15 protein-coding genes are annotated in these 14,133 nt (G+C 64.7%); 8 read left to right on the top strand and 7 right to left on the bottom strand.

The genetic code is table 11. The features are described 5' to 3' along the window. Window positions 1–4: 4 nt before the first annotated feature. Window positions 5–730 carry a GntR family transcriptional regulator gene (locus FKM97_RS04835; RefSeq protein WP_143958041.1) on the bottom strand — a complete coding sequence of 242 codons (726 nt, stop codon included), beginning with the start codon at window positions 728–730 and terminating at the stop codon, window positions 5–7. Continuing rightward, the gene (locus tag FKM97_RS04830) at window positions 717–1,400 is read right to left on the bottom strand and encodes a DUF4286 family protein (RefSeq protein ID WP_143958040.1); all 684 of its coding nucleotides are present in this window, start codon (window positions 1,398–1,400) and stop codon (window positions 717–719) included. Before FKM97_RS04830 ends, FKM97_RS04835 begins: the two co-directional genes overlap by 14 nt. Window positions 1,401–1,494: 94 nt before the next feature. On the opposite strand from FKM97_RS04830, the gene FKM97_RS04825 reads away from it, so the two are divergent. Together FKM97_RS04825 and FKM97_RS04820 are read left to right on the top strand one after the other, a co-directional pair. Continuing rightward, window positions 1,495–2,064, top strand: coding sequence for an amino acid synthesis family protein (locus tag FKM97_RS04825; RefSeq protein ID WP_143958039.1), 570 nt, complete (start codon window positions 1,495–1,497; stop codon window positions 2,062–2,064). Between the two features lie 19 nt (window positions 2,065–2,083). Further along, window positions 2,084–3,280 (top strand): amidohydrolase family protein, encoded by a 1,197-nt coding sequence (locus tag FKM97_RS04820; protein ID WP_143958038.1) that lies wholly within the window; start codon window positions 2,084–2,086, stop codon window positions 3,278–3,280. 59 nt (window positions 3,281–3,339) lie between these two features. Here the strand turns inward: FKM97_RS04820 and FKM97_RS04815 are convergent, their stop codons facing one another. From FKM97_RS04815 to FKM97_RS04800, 4 genes are read right to left on the bottom strand one after another with little or no spacing between them, the layout of a single operon-like run. After that, on the bottom strand, window positions 3,340–4,353 hold the full coding sequence (locus FKM97_RS04815; protein ID WP_170240755.1) for a TRAP transporter substrate-binding protein: 1,014 nt from the start codon (window positions 4,351–4,353) through the stop codon (window positions 3,340–3,342). Window positions 4,354–4,399: 46 nt separating this feature from the next. Next, complete coding sequence (locus FKM97_RS04810) at window positions 4,400–5,665, bottom strand: TRAP transporter large permease (RefSeq protein ID WP_143958036.1); 1,266 nt, start codon at window positions 5,663–5,665, stop codon at window positions 4,400–4,402. Beyond that, window positions 5,662–6,195: a TRAP transporter small permease gene (locus FKM97_RS04805; protein ID WP_170240754.1), complete on the bottom strand. Its 534-nt coding sequence runs from the start codon at window positions 6,193–6,195 to the stop codon at window positions 5,662–5,664. The genes FKM97_RS04810 and FKM97_RS04805 overlap by 4 nt, the downstream gene beginning before the upstream one ends. Before the next feature lies 1 nt (window position 6,196). Then, window positions 6,197–7,564 (bottom strand): amidase, encoded by a 1,368-nt coding sequence (locus FKM97_RS04800; RefSeq protein WP_143958034.1) that lies wholly within the window; start codon window positions 7,562–7,564, stop codon window positions 6,197–6,199. A gap of 188 nt (window positions 7,565–7,752) precedes the next feature. On the opposite strand from FKM97_RS04800, the gene FKM97_RS04795 reads away from it, so the two are divergent. From FKM97_RS04795 to FKM97_RS04770, 6 genes are read left to right on the top strand one after another with little or no spacing between them, the layout of a single operon-like run. Beyond that, a complete protein-coding gene (locus tag FKM97_RS04795; protein WP_143958033.1) occupies window positions 7,753–8,400 on the top strand; it encodes an SRPBCC family protein in 648 nt (215 codons plus the stop codon). Continuing rightward, window positions 8,397–9,266, top strand: coding sequence for an FAD binding domain-containing protein (locus tag FKM97_RS04790; protein WP_143958032.1), 870 nt, complete (start codon window positions 8,397–8,399; stop codon window positions 9,264–9,266). The genes FKM97_RS04795 and FKM97_RS04790 overlap by 4 nt, the downstream gene beginning before the upstream one ends. Before the next feature lie 2 nt (window positions 9,267–9,268). Next, window positions 9,269–9,757: a (2Fe-2S)-binding protein gene (locus FKM97_RS04785; RefSeq protein ID WP_143958031.1), complete on the top strand. Its 489-nt coding sequence runs from the start codon at window positions 9,269–9,271 to the stop codon at window positions 9,755–9,757. Continuing rightward, window positions 9,754–12,108 carry a xanthine dehydrogenase family protein molybdopterin-binding subunit gene (locus FKM97_RS04780; RefSeq protein WP_143958030.1) on the top strand — a complete coding sequence of 785 codons (2,355 nt, stop codon included), beginning with the start codon at window positions 9,754–9,756 and terminating at the stop codon, window positions 12,106–12,108. The genes FKM97_RS04785 and FKM97_RS04780 overlap by 4 nt, the downstream gene beginning before the upstream one ends. Continuing rightward, a complete protein-coding gene (locus FKM97_RS04775) occupies window positions 12,105–12,848 on the top strand; it encodes an enoyl-CoA hydratase/isomerase family protein (protein ID WP_143958029.1) in 744 nt (247 codons plus the stop codon). The genes FKM97_RS04780 and FKM97_RS04775 overlap by 4 nt, the downstream gene beginning before the upstream one ends. Window positions 12,849–12,896: 48 nt before the next feature. Further along, on the top strand, window positions 12,897–13,610 hold the full coding sequence (locus FKM97_RS04770) for a GntR family transcriptional regulator (protein ID WP_143958028.1): 714 nt from the start codon (window positions 12,897–12,899) through the stop codon (window positions 13,608–13,610). 3 nt (window positions 13,611–13,613) lie between these two features. On the opposite strand, the gene FKM97_RS04765 is transcribed toward FKM97_RS04770, so the two are convergent. Further along, a complete protein-coding gene (locus FKM97_RS04765) occupies window positions 13,614–14,123 on the bottom strand; it encodes a TRAP transporter small permease (RefSeq protein WP_143958027.1) in 510 nt (169 codons plus the stop codon). Between the last annotated feature and the right edge of the window lie 10 nt (window positions 14,124–14,133).

Here is a 14,133-nt window from a genome sequence, read left to right as displayed (position 1 = left end):
CCGGCTATGTGCCGGAACGGCGGGGCGTCGACATGGCGGGGGTCGCGGCATCATCCTCATAAGTCTCCCGGGCGGCCTCGGAGGCCATCTGGACATGCAGGATGGCTGCAGCCCGGGCCGCGGCCTCGTCTCCGCTTTCGATCGCGTCGCAAATCGCCCGCATCTCGGCGAGGCTCAGGGCCGATCGGCCGGTCCGCGACATCGAACGATCCCGGAGGAAGCTGATGCGCGCCAGCAATCCCACCAGCATGTCTGCGATCACGGCATTCCCGCAGCTTCGCAGGATCACCGCGTAGAAGCGCGCAGTGTCCTTGAGAAGCCCGGCCCGATCGCCCTTCTGCACAGCCACTGCGAAGTCATCCAGGGCGGACCGCATGGCCGCCACGTCCTCAGCCGACGCACGCGTGGCGCACAGTGCCGCCGCATCCCCTTCGAGCAGCGCGCGGACATGATAGATGTCGCGGGCCTCCTGCCAGGAAATGAACGGGATCTGGGTTCCGCGATTGGGCACGATGGCGATGAGGTGCTGCGCCTCCAGGCTGCGCAGCGCTTCCCGCACCGAGGGTCGGCTCACGCCCAGCATCTTGCACAGCCGGGCCTCCACCAGCCGGTCCCCCGGCTTGAACACGCCGGCGATGATCGCCTGGCGCAGTTTTTCGACGGCTTGGCCCTGGACGGTGCTCGGCCGAACCAGCAGGTCCAGAGGAACTCGGCCCTCAGCCTCGGCCATGCTGTCGCTCGCCGAGCCAGCGGAAGACGGCATACCGCGCCTTGAACCAGTCCCTCGCGGCAAGTCGGTCCCTCCACGCCGTGGTCCGTGCCGCCTGCCGCTCCGGCGAGTTCAGGGCTTCCTCCCGGGCGAGATAGTGGATCGACAGATGCGTGAAGGGATCCGGCGTGCCTTCGGACACGCTCAGGCGTCGCACCATCAGCCAGTCCGGAGACTTCATGAGCAGCGGAATATGCTCGCTCTCATACCAGTCGTCGAACTCCGCGCGCTCCGAATCCGGAACGTTGAACCAGACGGAGTGGATGACGGGGGCATCGAGCGCCGTCTTGGGATCGGTCCCCTCCTGGGTGAAGCAGCTTGTCTCTGCCGCCAGATAGCGGGTGAAGCCGGTCACATTTGCCAGCATCCACTTGGTCTCGTCCGAAGGCTCGTTTTTGACGGCCGCATAGTCGTCGCGGCCGAGCACGCCGAGATCCTCCATCTCATAGACGGCCAGATAGCTCCCGTCGTCGCGCGCTTTGTACCGCTGGGCGCTGGCGAAGCCCGAACATCCCATGCGCAGCGGGATGTGCTCCTCATCATACCAGCGGTTGAACTTGGCCTCGAAGGAGGCGTCCGGTGTCATCTCGGAGAAGAGAATGGCTTGGCCCTTGGGCGAGGTTGCGACCATGGTATTGGCTTGTTTCCAGAATTGACAGATTGTCTGACAAAGTCTAACGAAAGACGTTGCCCTGTCAAGTTTCTGCCAGCGCGGGAGACGATCCATGCAGCTCAAAATCCGCCGCCAGTTCACCTTCATCGAGGATCGATCCGAGGATTTCGGCCGCGCATCCGACCGGCCGTTGCGCAAGATCGCCGTCGTCGCGGTTGTGGAGAATCCTTTCGTCGGCACATATGTCGCCGATCTTTCCCCCCTGATCGAGGCGAGTGCTGCTCTCGCCACGACCATGGCGCAGCGTGCCCTTGCCGCCATGGGTGACGTTCCCGTCCAAAGCTACGGCAAGGGTGGGATCGTCGGCATCGGCGGTGAACAGGAACATGCGAACGCATTGCTCACGACGGCGTTTGCCGAGCCGTTCCGTTCGTCGCTCGGCGGGGGCAAGGCATGGATCTCGTCCATGACCAAGGTCGCCGGGCCCGGGGCACCCATCGACATCCCCATGAACCACAAGGACGACGTCTATGTGCGGTCGCATTATGATGGCATGTCCCTCACGATGCCCGACACGCCCCTTCCCGACGAAGTTGCGGTCATCTTCTGCATGGCCAGTGGCGGCCGTCTCAATGCCCGGGTCGGTGGTCTGACCCACGAAGAGGTGGCGGCGCGGCGCTGAGCATCCCGGGGAGGCTTCCATGCGTACGGCCATCGTTAATCTCGGCGGCATCATCTCTGGCGATCTCGCCGCGCCGACCGTAGCGGGTGACGCCATTCTCATGGATGGCGGCCTGATTGTCGAAATCGGCAGCGTTTCCGATGCGGCCCTGCGCGGTTGCGACGTCGTCATCGACGGCGGCGGCGCCATCGCTGCACCGGGGCTGATCGACAGCCATGTGCACATCACTTTCGGTGACTACACCCCGCGCCAGCGCACGGTCGGCTATCTCGAAAGCTACACCCATGGCGGCATCACCACCGCCATCTCGGCCTCCGAGGTGCATACGCCCGGTCGCCCCAAGGATCCCGAGGGCGTGAAGGCGCTCGCCGTCGCCGCCCTCAAATCCTTTGAACAGTTCCGTCCCGGCGGCATGCGCGTCCACGCCGGCTCCGTGATCCTGGAGCCGGGTCTCGAGGACAAGGACTTCAGCGAACTCGCCGCGCGCGGCGTGTGGCTGGCCAAGGCTGGCTTCGGCGCCTTTGCCGACCCCATGGAATATGCGCCCATGGTGGCCATGGCCAAAAGCCACGGCATGATCACCACCATGCACACGGGGGGCTCTTCGATCCCGGGCTCCTCCGGCATCTGGGGAAGCCACGTCCTCGCCGCCGATCCCCACGTGTCCTTCCACGTCAATGGCGGCCCTGTCGCCATGCCGGACGAGGATTTCCCTCGCCTCGTCGACCAGTCGGAGATCGCTCTTCAGGTCTGCACCGCCGGCAATCTGCGCACGACGCTGCTCACCGCTGACCTCTTGTCCGGTGCCGGCCAGCTGGAGCGCCTGCTGATTGCCACCGACACCCCGACGGGCAGCGGCATCATGCCCTTGGGCGTGCTTTACACCATCACCCATCTCTGTTCGCTCGGCGGAATGGATCCGGAGCTCGCCATCGCGGCGGCCACGGGCAACAATGCGCGTGTCTACCGTTTGAACAGCGGCATCCTGGCCCCGGGCCGCGACGCGGACGTGATCATTCTGGATGCCTGCGCCGGCGGGTCGCAAATGGACGCCCTGAGCGCCATCCGCAACGGCGACATACCGGCCGTGGCCGCCGTCGTCACGGCCGGAGTTCCACGCTTCGTGGGCCGCAGCCGCAACACCCCGGCGGCCATGAAGACCGTGCGCGTGGCCCAGAGCAACATCATGCAGGACTTCGCGGCACCGGCCCACTAGGGCACACTAAGGCCCACCGGCGAAACCGCCGATGAGCCTTTTGGACGATCTCGAAATGGCTAGTTGGAACCGCCATTCTTGATCAGGTCGTAGGTTTCCTTCATTTCGGGATGGGCATCGAGGAATGCCTTGGCGACGCCGGCCGCTGCCGCCTGCGCCTTTTCCTCATCCGCACCCTGCAGCTCGACCGAAGTGCCACCCTTGGCGGCCCAAGTCTCACGGTTCGCCTTGTCGCGCTCCAGCTGACGCTCGAACATGGGCTGTTCGAGATCCTTGCCCGTCTCGATGACCATTTTCTGCAGGTCCTCGGGCAGGCTGTCGAGCCAAGCCTTGCTCACCGAAGCGATGGTGTTCAGGTACCAGAGTTCGGTCCGCAGGAGATGAGGCGCTACCTCGTTGGTGCGCAGCGAGACGAAAACGTCCAAGACCGAGCTGACACCGTCGATCACGCCCTGTTGCAGCGCTGCGGAGACTTCATTGAGCGGCATCGGCACGGCGGAGGCGCCCAACGCGGTGATCGTGCCCGTTTCGGTCTCCGAGGCGAGAACCCGGAGCCGCTGGCCCGCAAGATCGGCCAGCGTCTTTACATCCTTGCGCGTGGCGATGACCTGAGGTCCATAGACCAGAAGGCTGATTCCGATGATGCCCTTGTCGGCGCCGAGATTAAGCAGATTCTCGCGCGCCTTGGGATCGTTCAGCTTCTTGCGCGCATCTTCCATCGAATCGAAGAGTCCCGGCACCGCTGGCACCTGGAATCGCGGATCGACGCCCACATAGAATTCTGAGGGATTGATGGTGCCCTCGATCGTTCCGAGCTGCATCCCTTCGAGGACGGTGTTCACCGGCCCCAGCTGGCTTGCCGGGTAGAGCTGGACCTCGATGCGACCGCCTGAGCGCTTCTCCAGCTCTTCCTTGTACCGCTTCATCCATTCATGCTGGAGGTCGTTGATGGTCGGCGTGGAGAATTTCATCGTGAAATCTGCCGCCAATCCTGGGGCGACCCACGTCATGGTGAGTGCCGCGGCCCCCATGATGCCTAAGAATTGCCGTCTGAACCTGCCTGTGGATGTCATCGCGTTCTCCCTTTTGTTACGTTTGCGATGGTGTCTGACGCTGACGTTAGTTGAGTAGAGCCGTGGAGAACCAGGGCACATAGGTGATCACGAGCAGCGTGAGCACCTGAAGAACCACGAAGGGTGCAACGCCCCGGTAAATGTCGATCGTCCGGGCGTTGAGCACCGCCTGCGTGACGAACAGGTTGAGACCGAAGGGCGGCGTATACATGCCGATGCTGAGATTGACCGTCATGATCACGCCGAAATGAATGGGGTTGATCCCCAGATGCATGGCGATCGGCAACAGCAGCGGCGTCAGGGTCAGCACCGCCGAGGTGGGATCGATGAAGCAGCCGATGATCAGCAGCAGGATGTTGACCGCCAGCAGATACATCCACGGGCTCAGCTCCATATGCGTGACGAACCCGGCCAGGCTCGCCTGGAATCCGGTGACCGTGAGGATCCAGGAGAACACCGCGGCCGCCGCGACGATGATCATGATCTGCGCCGTCAGCAGGGCTGAGTTGCCTGCGATGTCCAGAACCTCGCGAAGATTGAGGTCCCGGTGGATCAGCACCGTCACGACCAGCGCATAGACGCAGGCAATGCCGCCCGCCTCCGTCGGCGAAACGATGCCCCCATAGATCGACCCAAGCACGATGATCGGCGTCAGCAGCGACCAGAAGGCGCGCCGCGTGCAATGGATCACATTGCTGAAGGAGAACGCCGTCCCTTCCCGGATGTTCTTGTGCATGGCGTAGCCGATCACCGCCAGGGCCAAGGAGACGCTGAGCAGCAGGCCCGGGAGAATGCCGGCCGTGAACAGTTGCACGATCGACTGCTCTGCCACCGCCCCGTAGAGGATGAAATTGATGCTCGGCGGAATGACGATCGAGATCGCACCGCCGGCATTGATGAGCCCCAGGGAGAAGGGGACCCCATAGCCATTGCGGATCATGTCGGGATAGATCTGCCGCCCAACCGAGGCGACCGTGGCGGGACTGGATCCCGAGATCGCGCCATAGATGCTGCTCGTGCCCACCGCCACCAGACCCACCGCGCCGGGTGTGCGCCCCACCAGCGACAACACCCAGTCGATGATGCGCCGGGAGATGCCTCCGCGCCCCATCAACTCGCCGGCGAAGATGAAGAACGGGATGGCCAGCAGCGTATTGCTTGAGATGCTCCCGAAGATGGTCTGATGGAGCATCGTTCCGGGCATGTTCATGAAGAACGCGATGGTCGCCAGGACGCTGATAATCAGCGCCAGGAACACTGGAAGTCCCAGCAGCAGAGCGGCAAAGGGAAGGACGACGAGGGTCCAGGTCATGACTTGCCGCTATCCTCGACGATGGGGCCGACACCGCCCGGCAGATGCACCCCCGGTTCTTCGGGGCGTGCCTTGATCTCGCGCACCATCGCATAGATCGCAGCGAGCGCCGACAAGACGAAGGCGCCGAAGAGGAAACTGTGCGGGATCCATGTGGGGATGCGCGCCGCCATGCTCTTTTGCCCGAGCCTGAGCATGAGCGACATGACCGTATAGGATTGCATGGCCAGATAGATGCTGACGCCGATCCAGACCGCATGGGCGAACAGCCTCAACGCCTTCTGCACCGGGCGTGAAACCGCCTGCACGAGAACATCGATCTTCAGGTTTTCATCCAATGCGGTCGCCACGATCAAACCTGCCATGACGATGAAGAGCAGGCCGAAGCCCATGACCTCCTCGGTCCAGGAGAACGGCCGTCCCCAGACATATCGCAGGAAGACATTGACGAAGTTGAGGATCACCCCTGCCAGGAGCAGGAGGCCAATGGCAAACTTGATGCCGTCGAGCGCTCGCTTGAAGGCCTGCACCCTATGCTCCCCTGCTGGCCACGTCGGAACCGGAGTGAGGATTCTCCATTGTCCACCGCCAGGCTGCAAGCTCCATGAGCCCGGCATCGTCTCCCGCCGATCGGATCAACTGCACGCCCAGCGGCAGTCCTTCGTCCGCCAGAACGGGAAGCGAGACCGCCGGCACACCGAGAAGGGAGGCGGGAACATTCATTCGAGGATCGCCGGTGTAAGACAGCCCGACAGGCGCGGCACCCGTTGCCGAGAGTGCGATCATGCCGTCGAGATGCTCCATCTGCTGGGCGAAGATGTCTCGCACCCTTTGACGGGCCGCCAGCGCAGCATTGTAATCGGCCGGGGTCATCTTTTCGGCATCGGCGAGGCGCCCCTGCATGGCGGCGCTCACCAAGTTCGGATGGGTCTTGACATAGGCGCCGAGAGGCCACCGGAACTCCCATGACATGATCCGCCACGTCAGGGCGAGGGCCCCGTCCAAGGCTTCTTCCAGCGCTGCCATGCCGGCATTCTGCGAGCGCCCGACGATCTCCACGCCCGCCGCTCTCAGCCGGTCGAGTTCTGCCTCGAACGCCGCCAGGGCGCCCTTTGAGGCGTGCCGCCATCCATCCGTCTCCAGCACGGCCAGCCGCTGCGGCGCCTTGGGCGCCGGCAACGCGGCCGGTCCCTCGAGCGCGGCCTGTCCCGGATCTCCGCCGACCCGGTCGGCGATGGCGCGAGCCACGGCCCAGACATCTTCCAGTTCGGCACCGATGAGGCCGACGCAGCTCTGGCTCAGAGTGTCGAAGGAGCCGCCCCGATTGAGCGCGCCATAGCTCGGCTTGTAGCCGACGCAGCCGCAGTAACTTGCCGGCCGCAAGGTCGAGCCCACCACCTGGCTGCCCAGGGCGACCGGAACCATGCCGCTGCCGACGGCCGCGGCCGATCCGCTGCTGGATCCTCCCGGCGTCCGCTCCTCGTCATGAGGATTGGTGGTGGTTGAATACTGCTCGGTGGAGGCGAACTCCGTCGTCGCGGTCTTGCCCAGAATGATCGCACCGGCTTCCCGCAGCGCTTGCACGGAGGCCGAGTCCCGGCCGGTGGCAAAGCCGGCCCACATCGGCGAGCCCTGCCCGGTGGGCATGTCGGCGGTCTCGATGATATCCTTGATCCCGATCGCCATGCCGTCGATGGGCGACAGCGGCGCCCCCTCGAGCCAACGCTGTGCGGAGGCCTTTGCCTCTCGCCGGGCTGAATCCCGGTTGAGCGCGGTGAAGGCATGCACCGTCGGCTCCCGCTCGTCGATACGGGCCAGGTGGCTTTGCAGAAGCGTTTCCGGCGTCGGTGCGGGCGAGCGAAAGCCGTGGCTCGCCCGAAGGTAGGACACTTTCGTCACGTGGCAGCTTAACCCTTCCCAAAGACCGCAGGCACGGTTCTCTTATTCTGCCCCCAAATTGTCAGACAGTGTGATCGTAGTCAACGCCTCCGCAACTGGGCATGACCAACATCCGCATCTGGACTGCCATACTGCATGATGGTATGACAATCTGAAAAGAATGGATACGCCACACGTTTAGGGTGGATATGAAACTTCATAACGAATTTGCGGTTCCGCTTGCGCCTGCGGACACTTGGCAGTTGCTCAATCAGGTCGAAAGGGTCGCGCCCTGCTTTCCTGGAGCTGAATTGCTCGAAGCGCGCGACGATGGCAGCTTCGTCGGCACCGTGGCCCTGCGGTTGGGCCCCGTCTCGCTCTCGTTCAAGGGCACGGCGGTCTACGAGGAGCGCGACGCCACGGCCATGCGCGTCAAGGCCCGCGCCACAGGCAATGAACAGCGCGCCCGCGGCACCGCTCGTGCGAATGTCGAATTCCACATCGTCCCCGAGGGCGCCGGATCGCGCGTGCTCATCGACACCGATCTGCAGCTTGCCGGGTCCATCGCCCAATATGCCCGAGGCGGCGGCATGATCGAGGCGACGGCCCAGGTGATGATCGACGACTTTGCCCGCAATCTTCAGACCCAGCTCGAGCAGGACCGCACATCGGAGCAGTCGACGCCTGCCGAGCCAGCCGCGGCCATGGACGGCACCACCCCGTCGCCGGAATTGGCGGGCCCGGGGCCTGTCAGCAGACCGGCTGCCAGCCGGCCGCCGGTCAGTCGGCCGCCTTCGCTTCTTCGGCTGCTCTGGCTTGCCCTTAAGAAGCGCCTCTTCGGCAGCTCCTCACGATGAAAGCCGCAGCCTTCGAGTACCATCGCCCCGGAACCGCAGCCGAGGCGCTCGATCTCGCCGCCAGCTTGGAGAACGCGAAGTTTCTCGCCGGCGGCCAATCCCTCGTGGCCATGCTGAACATGCGCTATGCCATCGTCGATCACCTGATCGATCTGAACCGCGTGGCGGATCTCGCCGGCATCTCGCTCGTCGGCAATGCCTTGCGCATCGGCGCCATGACCCGCCAGAAGACGCTCAAATCTGACACGTCCGTGGCACGGCGCGCGCCAATCTTCGCCGCAGCCCTGGATCATGTCGGCCATCTTCAGACCCGCAACCGCGGCACCATCGGCGGCAGCCTCGGGCACATGGACCCGTCAGCCGAGCTCTTGGCCTTGGCCGTGCTCCACGATGCCGTGGTGGAGGTCAAATCGCGCTCTGCAGCGCGCGAGATCGCCATTGCCGACTACCCCATCGCCTATATGACGCCCTCGATCGAGCCGCAGGAGATGATCACCTCCGTGACCTTCCGGCTGCCGGCCGAGCATCATGGCTGGGGCTTCCATGAATTTGCCCAGCGCCATGGCGACTTCGCCGTTGTCGGCGTCGCGGCCTTGATGGAGCTGTCCGACGGCAAGATCGCGCGCGCGGCCATTTCGCTCTTTGGTGTCGGCATGGCGCCGGTCCGGCTCGCTTCTGCCGAGGTCATGCTCGCCGGGGAGGCACCCCGGCCGGAGCTTTTTGAGGCCGCCGCTGCAAGCCTCGACGGCGTGGACTTCTCCACCGATGCCATGGCCAGCGGTGCTTATCGCCAGCGTCTGGCGCGGGTTCTGACGCGCCGCGCTCTGACGGATGCCGCCCGACGCGGCGGGCAAACGGAGATCTGACGATGCACCATCCGATCACCCTGACCGTCAATGGCCGCGCGGTGACCGCCGAGGTCGAACCGCGTGTGCATTTGGCCGATTTCCTGCGCCACCAGCTCAACCTCACCGGCACCCACTTGGGCTGCGAGCATGGGGTGTGCGGTGCCTGCACCATCCTCGTCGATGGCGATGCGGTACGCTCCTGCCTGATGCTGGCGGTGCAGGCGGACGGAGCCGACATCGTCACCATCGAAGGCCTGCAGGAGTCCGATGGCACACTCAATGCCTTGCAGACCGCCTTCCGCAAGCATCATGCCCTGCAATGCGGCTTCTGCACCCCCGGCTTTCTCGCCACTCTGACCCAGATTCTCCGCGATCGGCCCGAGATCGAGGAGGACGAGCTTCGCGGTGAGCTCTCAGGCAATCTCTGCCGCTGCACCGGCTATTCCGGCATCGTCGATGCCGCCCTCGAGGTCGCCCGCGGCCTGCGCCAGGGAGGGACCGCGCCATGACCACGCGGTATTTTGGCGCTCCCGTCCAGCGCGTCGAGGACCAGGCCCTCCTGACCGGCAAGGGCCGCTTCACCGACGATGTGAAACTCCCCGGGACTCTGCACGCAGCCTTCGTCCGCTCGCCTTACGCCCATGCGCGGATCAACGGGATCGATGCCGACACTGCGCGCACCCTGCCGGGTGTGAAGCTCGTGCTGACCGCCTCCGATCTCCCGAGCCAGGTTCGGGGCAAGCGGATCCTGCTTCAGGTGCCGAACCCGGCCATCACCGAGCCGCTCACCCAGATGCCTCTGGCCTTGGACGAGGTGTGCTTCGTCGGCGAGCCGGTCGCCGTCGTCATCGCCGAGAGCCGCCATCTCGCCGAGGATGCGGCCGAGGCTGTGTTTGTCGACTACGAGCCGCTGCCCATCATCGGTGACCTTGCGGCCGCCATCGCTGCCGATGCGAGCCCCGCCCATGCCCATCGCAGCGACAATATCGCAGCCCGGATCCAGGTCGGCTATGGCGATGTCGCCTTGGCCTTTCAGTCCGCAGCCCATGTCGTCTCCGCCACGCTGCCCCAGCATCGCGGCACCGGCAATCCGATCGAATGCCGCGCCGTGCTGGCCATGTTCGACGTGGTGCATGACGCCTTCACCGTCTGGTCGGCCACCCAGGCGCCCCACGGGTTGAAGCGCGCCCTCGTCGACATCCTCGACATTCCTGATACGGCCGTGCGGGTGATCGCTCCCGATGTCGGCGGCGGCTTCGGACCCAAGCTGCAGGTCTATCCCGAGGAGATCGTGGTGCCGATCTGCGCCAAGCTGCTCGGTCTGCCCGTAAAATGGATCGAGGATCGGCGCGAACACCTTCTGAGCACGGTCCAGGAGCGTGACCAGATCTGGACCATGCATTTGGCGCTCGATGCCGATGGCAAGCTTCTCGGCTTGCGCGGCCAGATGCTCCATGACCAGGGCGCCTATGTCCCCTGGGGCATCATCTCCCCCTACATCTCTTCGGTCACGGTGCCGGGCCCTTATGTCCTGCCGGCCTACAAGCTCGAAACCCTGGTGGTCTTCACCAACAAGGTCCCGACCACGCCGTTGCGCGGTGCCGGCCGTCCTCAGGCGGTCTTCGCCATGGAGCGCCTGCTGGATCACGCCGCCGATGCGCTCGGCCTCGACCGTGCCGAGATCCGCCGCCGCAATCTCATCCCCACCGAACAGATGCCCTACCCCGTCGGGCTGATCTTTCGCGACGGCAAGCCGCTTGTCTATGACAGCGGCGACTATCCCCGCTGCCAGGCGCTCGCCGTCGAGAAATCAGGCTGGGAGACATTTCGGGAGCGTCAGCGCGCCGCCTTGGCCCAAGGCCGTTATATCGGCCAGGGGATTGCGAACTACGTCGAAGGCACGGGCCTCGGCCCCTTCGAGGGCGCCACGACCCAGGTCCTCCCCTCCGGCCGCATCCTTCTGCGCACAGGTTCGGCAGCGCAGGGCCAGGGCAACCAGACCGTCTATGCCCAGATCGCAGCCGACGCCTTCAACGTCGATATCACCCAGGTCGATGTGGAGGTCGGCGACACCGCCTCGATCCCCCTCGGTGTCGGCGCCTTCGCCAGCCGCCTGATGGTCAATGTCGGATCGTCCGTCAGCATCTCTTCGGCCGCGGTCGTGAAGAAGCTGAAGCAGATCGCAGCGGCACGGTTCGAAGTGTCCGAGGACGACATCGAGCTGGCTGACGGCACGGTTCGGGTTGCCGCCTCCCAGGGTGGGGCCCTCACATTCGCGGAAGTCGCGCGCATGACTGGCGGCATGCCGGGCTTCTCGCTCCCTGAGGGCATTGAGCCGGGACTCGTCTCGACCCATTATTTTGCGCCACCCCAAGCGGCCTATGCGAACGGCTCCCATGTCGCCGAAGTCGAGGTCGACCCCGAGACTGGAATGATCAAGGTCCTCCGCTATATCGTGGTTCACGACTGCGGCAAGGTGGTGAACCCGCTGCTGGTCGAGGGCCAGATTCAGGGCGGTGTCGCCCATGGCATTGGCAACGCGTTCCTCGAGAAGATGCGGTTCGACGAGGATGCCAATCCCGTCACCACCTCCCTGGCCGACTACATGCTCCCCGATGCCGGCATCGTGCCCAAGGTCGAGATCTACCATGTGGAATCGCCGTCCCCATTGAATCCCATCGGCGTCAAAGGCGCCGGCGAAGGCGGCACCATTCCCGCAGCCGCCGCCGTCGTCTCTGCCATCGAGGATGCGCTTAAACCCTTCGGTGTGCGCATCGACGAAGCCCCGATTTTACCCGAACGCCTCTGCGAGCTCATCGATGAGGCCGCCGCAGGCAACGCTCTGAAGGAAACTGCATGACCCGCGACGCCGCCTTTGCCGTGGAAGCCGATAACGCTTCCCATGTGGCCACGATCCGCCTGACGAATCCCGCCGACGGCAATCGCCTGACCGGCGACGACATCGTGGCCCTCGGCCGTGCCATTCGAGAGGCGGGCTCCGACGAAGCCATCAAGATCGTCGTGATCCGGGCGGAGGGAGAACACTTCTGTCTGGGCCGCATCCCCAACCCCAAGGGCGCATCCCTTCCGTCCGCCCTGCAGATCCAGAAGACGGTGACCGACCCGATTCTCGGGCTCTATGCTGATGTCCGGGCCACGCCCGTCCCCGTCCTCGCCGTCGTCCAGGGCGAGGCCCGTGGCTTCGGCTGCGCCTTCACGGGCCAGTGCGACTTGGCGATCGCCTCCCGCCGGGCGACCTTCTCCATGCCCGAGATGGAGGTGAACTTGCCGCCCACGCTGGCAATCTCGGCGGTGCTGCACAAGGTGCCGTTGAAGAAGCTCACCCACATGGTCTACACGCGCGAGAGCATCACGGCCGAGGAGGCGCTCACCTTCGGCTTGGTCGGCGAGTTGGCCGACCCGGGCGATCTCGACGCCGCCGCCTCCCGCATCATCGCCGGCCTCACCGATCGACGCCGGGCTGCCCTTCGCACCATCAAGCAATATTTGGGCGCAGCGCCGTACATCGATCCGAATGCTGCCGCCCGTCTGGCGGAAGCGATGCTCGCGGGCATATTGTCGTCGTCGGATGAGGCCTGACCGAAGCGACCATCCGGGCAGGACGCCCCAATAACGGGAGAAGAAGGCATGGCTGATTCCCCCTCCTCCGGCGTTCTCGCGCCGGTCAAACAGGAAGCCGCCCCGCTGCGGCGCCGGATCACGATTGTCCTGCGCGATGCGATCGGTGCTGGCGTTCTGCCCCAGGGCAGCCGTCTGGTGGAGAAGGACCTCTGCCGCGATCTGAATGTGAGCCGCACCTCCCTTCGCGAAGCGTTGCGCGAATTGGAGGCCGAAGGTCTCGTCACCCATCAGCCCAACCGCGGCCTGATCGTCACGCGCATCTCTCGCGCCGAGGCGGAGAACGTCTATCGCGTGCGCGCCGCCCTCGAGGCACTCGTTGCCGAGCAATTCGCCGAAACCGCCGATGCCTCCGCGATCGCGGCGTTGAAGCGGCGGGGGGCCGAGCTGCGTCAAGCCTACGCCACGGGTGACATGCGGATCATCCTCGAAGCGAAGAAGGTCTTTTACGAATGCTTCTGCGAGGGCGCCGGTAACACCCTCGTGCTCGACCTTCTGAAGCGGCTGAATTCGCGCATCACCCAACTGCGCGGCCGCTCCCTGGCCGGTGATGAACGCAAGCCGGAAAGCTTGGCCGAGATTGACGCGCTACTGGCCGCTCTGGAGGCGCGCGATGCGCCCGCAGCCCGTGCCGCAGCGCTGCTCCACGTGCAGAACGCGGCCCGCAGCGCTTTGGCGACCCTCATCGAGACCGCCGAGGAGCCTCGCCCAGCGACGGCCTGATGGTCAGATCACCACATCCTCGATGGGCTCGGTCGGCTGGCTCCGCGTCACGATCAGCCTGTTGCGGATAAGGCGCACCAGATGCACCACCAGCGCGAGTGAGATGAGGCTGAAGCCCACCAGCACGGCCGAGTGGAAGAGGTACATCGGCACTTCCAGGGAGATTGATTCCTGGCCCATCTTGTAGACGCGCAGCACGAATTGCGCCGAGATCCAGGTCACGATCCCGCAGGTCACCAGGGAGACGACGAGGATGACGAGGCTGAGCACGCCTTCCTTGCGCCCGGAAAGCCGGCTGCGAAGGAGGTCCATGCTGAGATGCCGGTCCTGGAACGAGATCAGCGCTGCGCCGAGAAAGACCAGCCAGATATTGGCATAGACGAGGAAATCCTCCGCCCAGGTGAAGGGCGCTGCAAACACGTAGCGGCCGACGACATTGGCGAAATTGACGCCGATGCCCACCAGCATGAAGACGGCGCAGATCCCTCCGACGACTTTTGCAAGCGTCCCCATCACTCCTGCC

Source organism: Rhodoligotrophos appendicifer, assembly GCF_007474605.1.
GTDB classification, from domain to species: Bacteria; Pseudomonadota; Alphaproteobacteria; order Rhizobiales; family Im1; genus Rhodoligotrophos; species Rhodoligotrophos appendicifer.
Note: the sequence above shows the minus strand (reverse complement) of the source record. Positions and strands in the feature narration are given on the sequence as shown.

Coding starts and splice junctions, on each gene's coding strand:
- FKM97_RS04835 (WP_143958041.1), bottom strand. CDS start 730: ATGGCCGAGGCTGAGGGCCGAGTTCCTCTGGACCTGCTGGTTCGGCCG.
- FKM97_RS04830 (WP_143958040.1), bottom strand. CDS start 1,400: ATGGTCGCAACCTCGCCCAAGGGCCAAGCCATTCTCTTCTCCGAGATG.
- FKM97_RS04825 (WP_143958039.1), top strand. CDS start 1,495: ATGCAGCTCAAAATCCGCCGCCAGTTCACCTTCATCGAGGATCGATCC.
- FKM97_RS04820 (WP_143958038.1), top strand. CDS start 2,084: ATGCGTACGGCCATCGTTAATCTCGGCGGCATCATCTCTGGCGATCTC.
- FKM97_RS04815 (WP_170240755.1), bottom strand. CDS start 4,353: ATGACATCCACAGGCAGGTTCAGACGGCAATTCTTAGGCATCATGGGG.
- FKM97_RS04810 (WP_143958036.1), bottom strand. CDS start 5,665: ATGACCTGGACCCTCGTCGTCCTTCCCTTTGCCGCTCTGCTGCTGGGA.
- FKM97_RS04795 (WP_143958033.1), top strand. CDS start 7,753: ATGAAACTTCATAACGAATTTGCGGTTCCGCTTGCGCCTGCGGACACT.
- FKM97_RS04790 (WP_143958032.1), top strand. CDS start 8,397: ATGAAAGCCGCAGCCTTCGAGTACCATCGCCCCGGAACCGCAGCCGAG.
- FKM97_RS04785 (WP_143958031.1), top strand. CDS start 9,269: ATGCACCATCCGATCACCCTGACCGTCAATGGCCGCGCGGTGACCGCC.
- FKM97_RS04780 (WP_143958030.1), top strand. CDS start 9,754: ATGACCACGCGGTATTTTGGCGCTCCCGTCCAGCGCGTCGAGGACCAG.
- FKM97_RS04775 (WP_143958029.1), top strand. CDS start 12,105: ATGACCCGCGACGCCGCCTTTGCCGTGGAAGCCGATAACGCTTCCCAT.
- FKM97_RS04770 (WP_143958028.1), top strand. CDS start 12,897: ATGGCTGATTCCCCCTCCTCCGGCGTTCTCGCGCCGGTCAAACAGGAA.
- FKM97_RS04765 (WP_143958027.1), bottom strand. CDS start 14,123: ATGGGGACGCTTGCAAAAGTCGTCGGAGGGATCTGCGCCGTCTTCATG.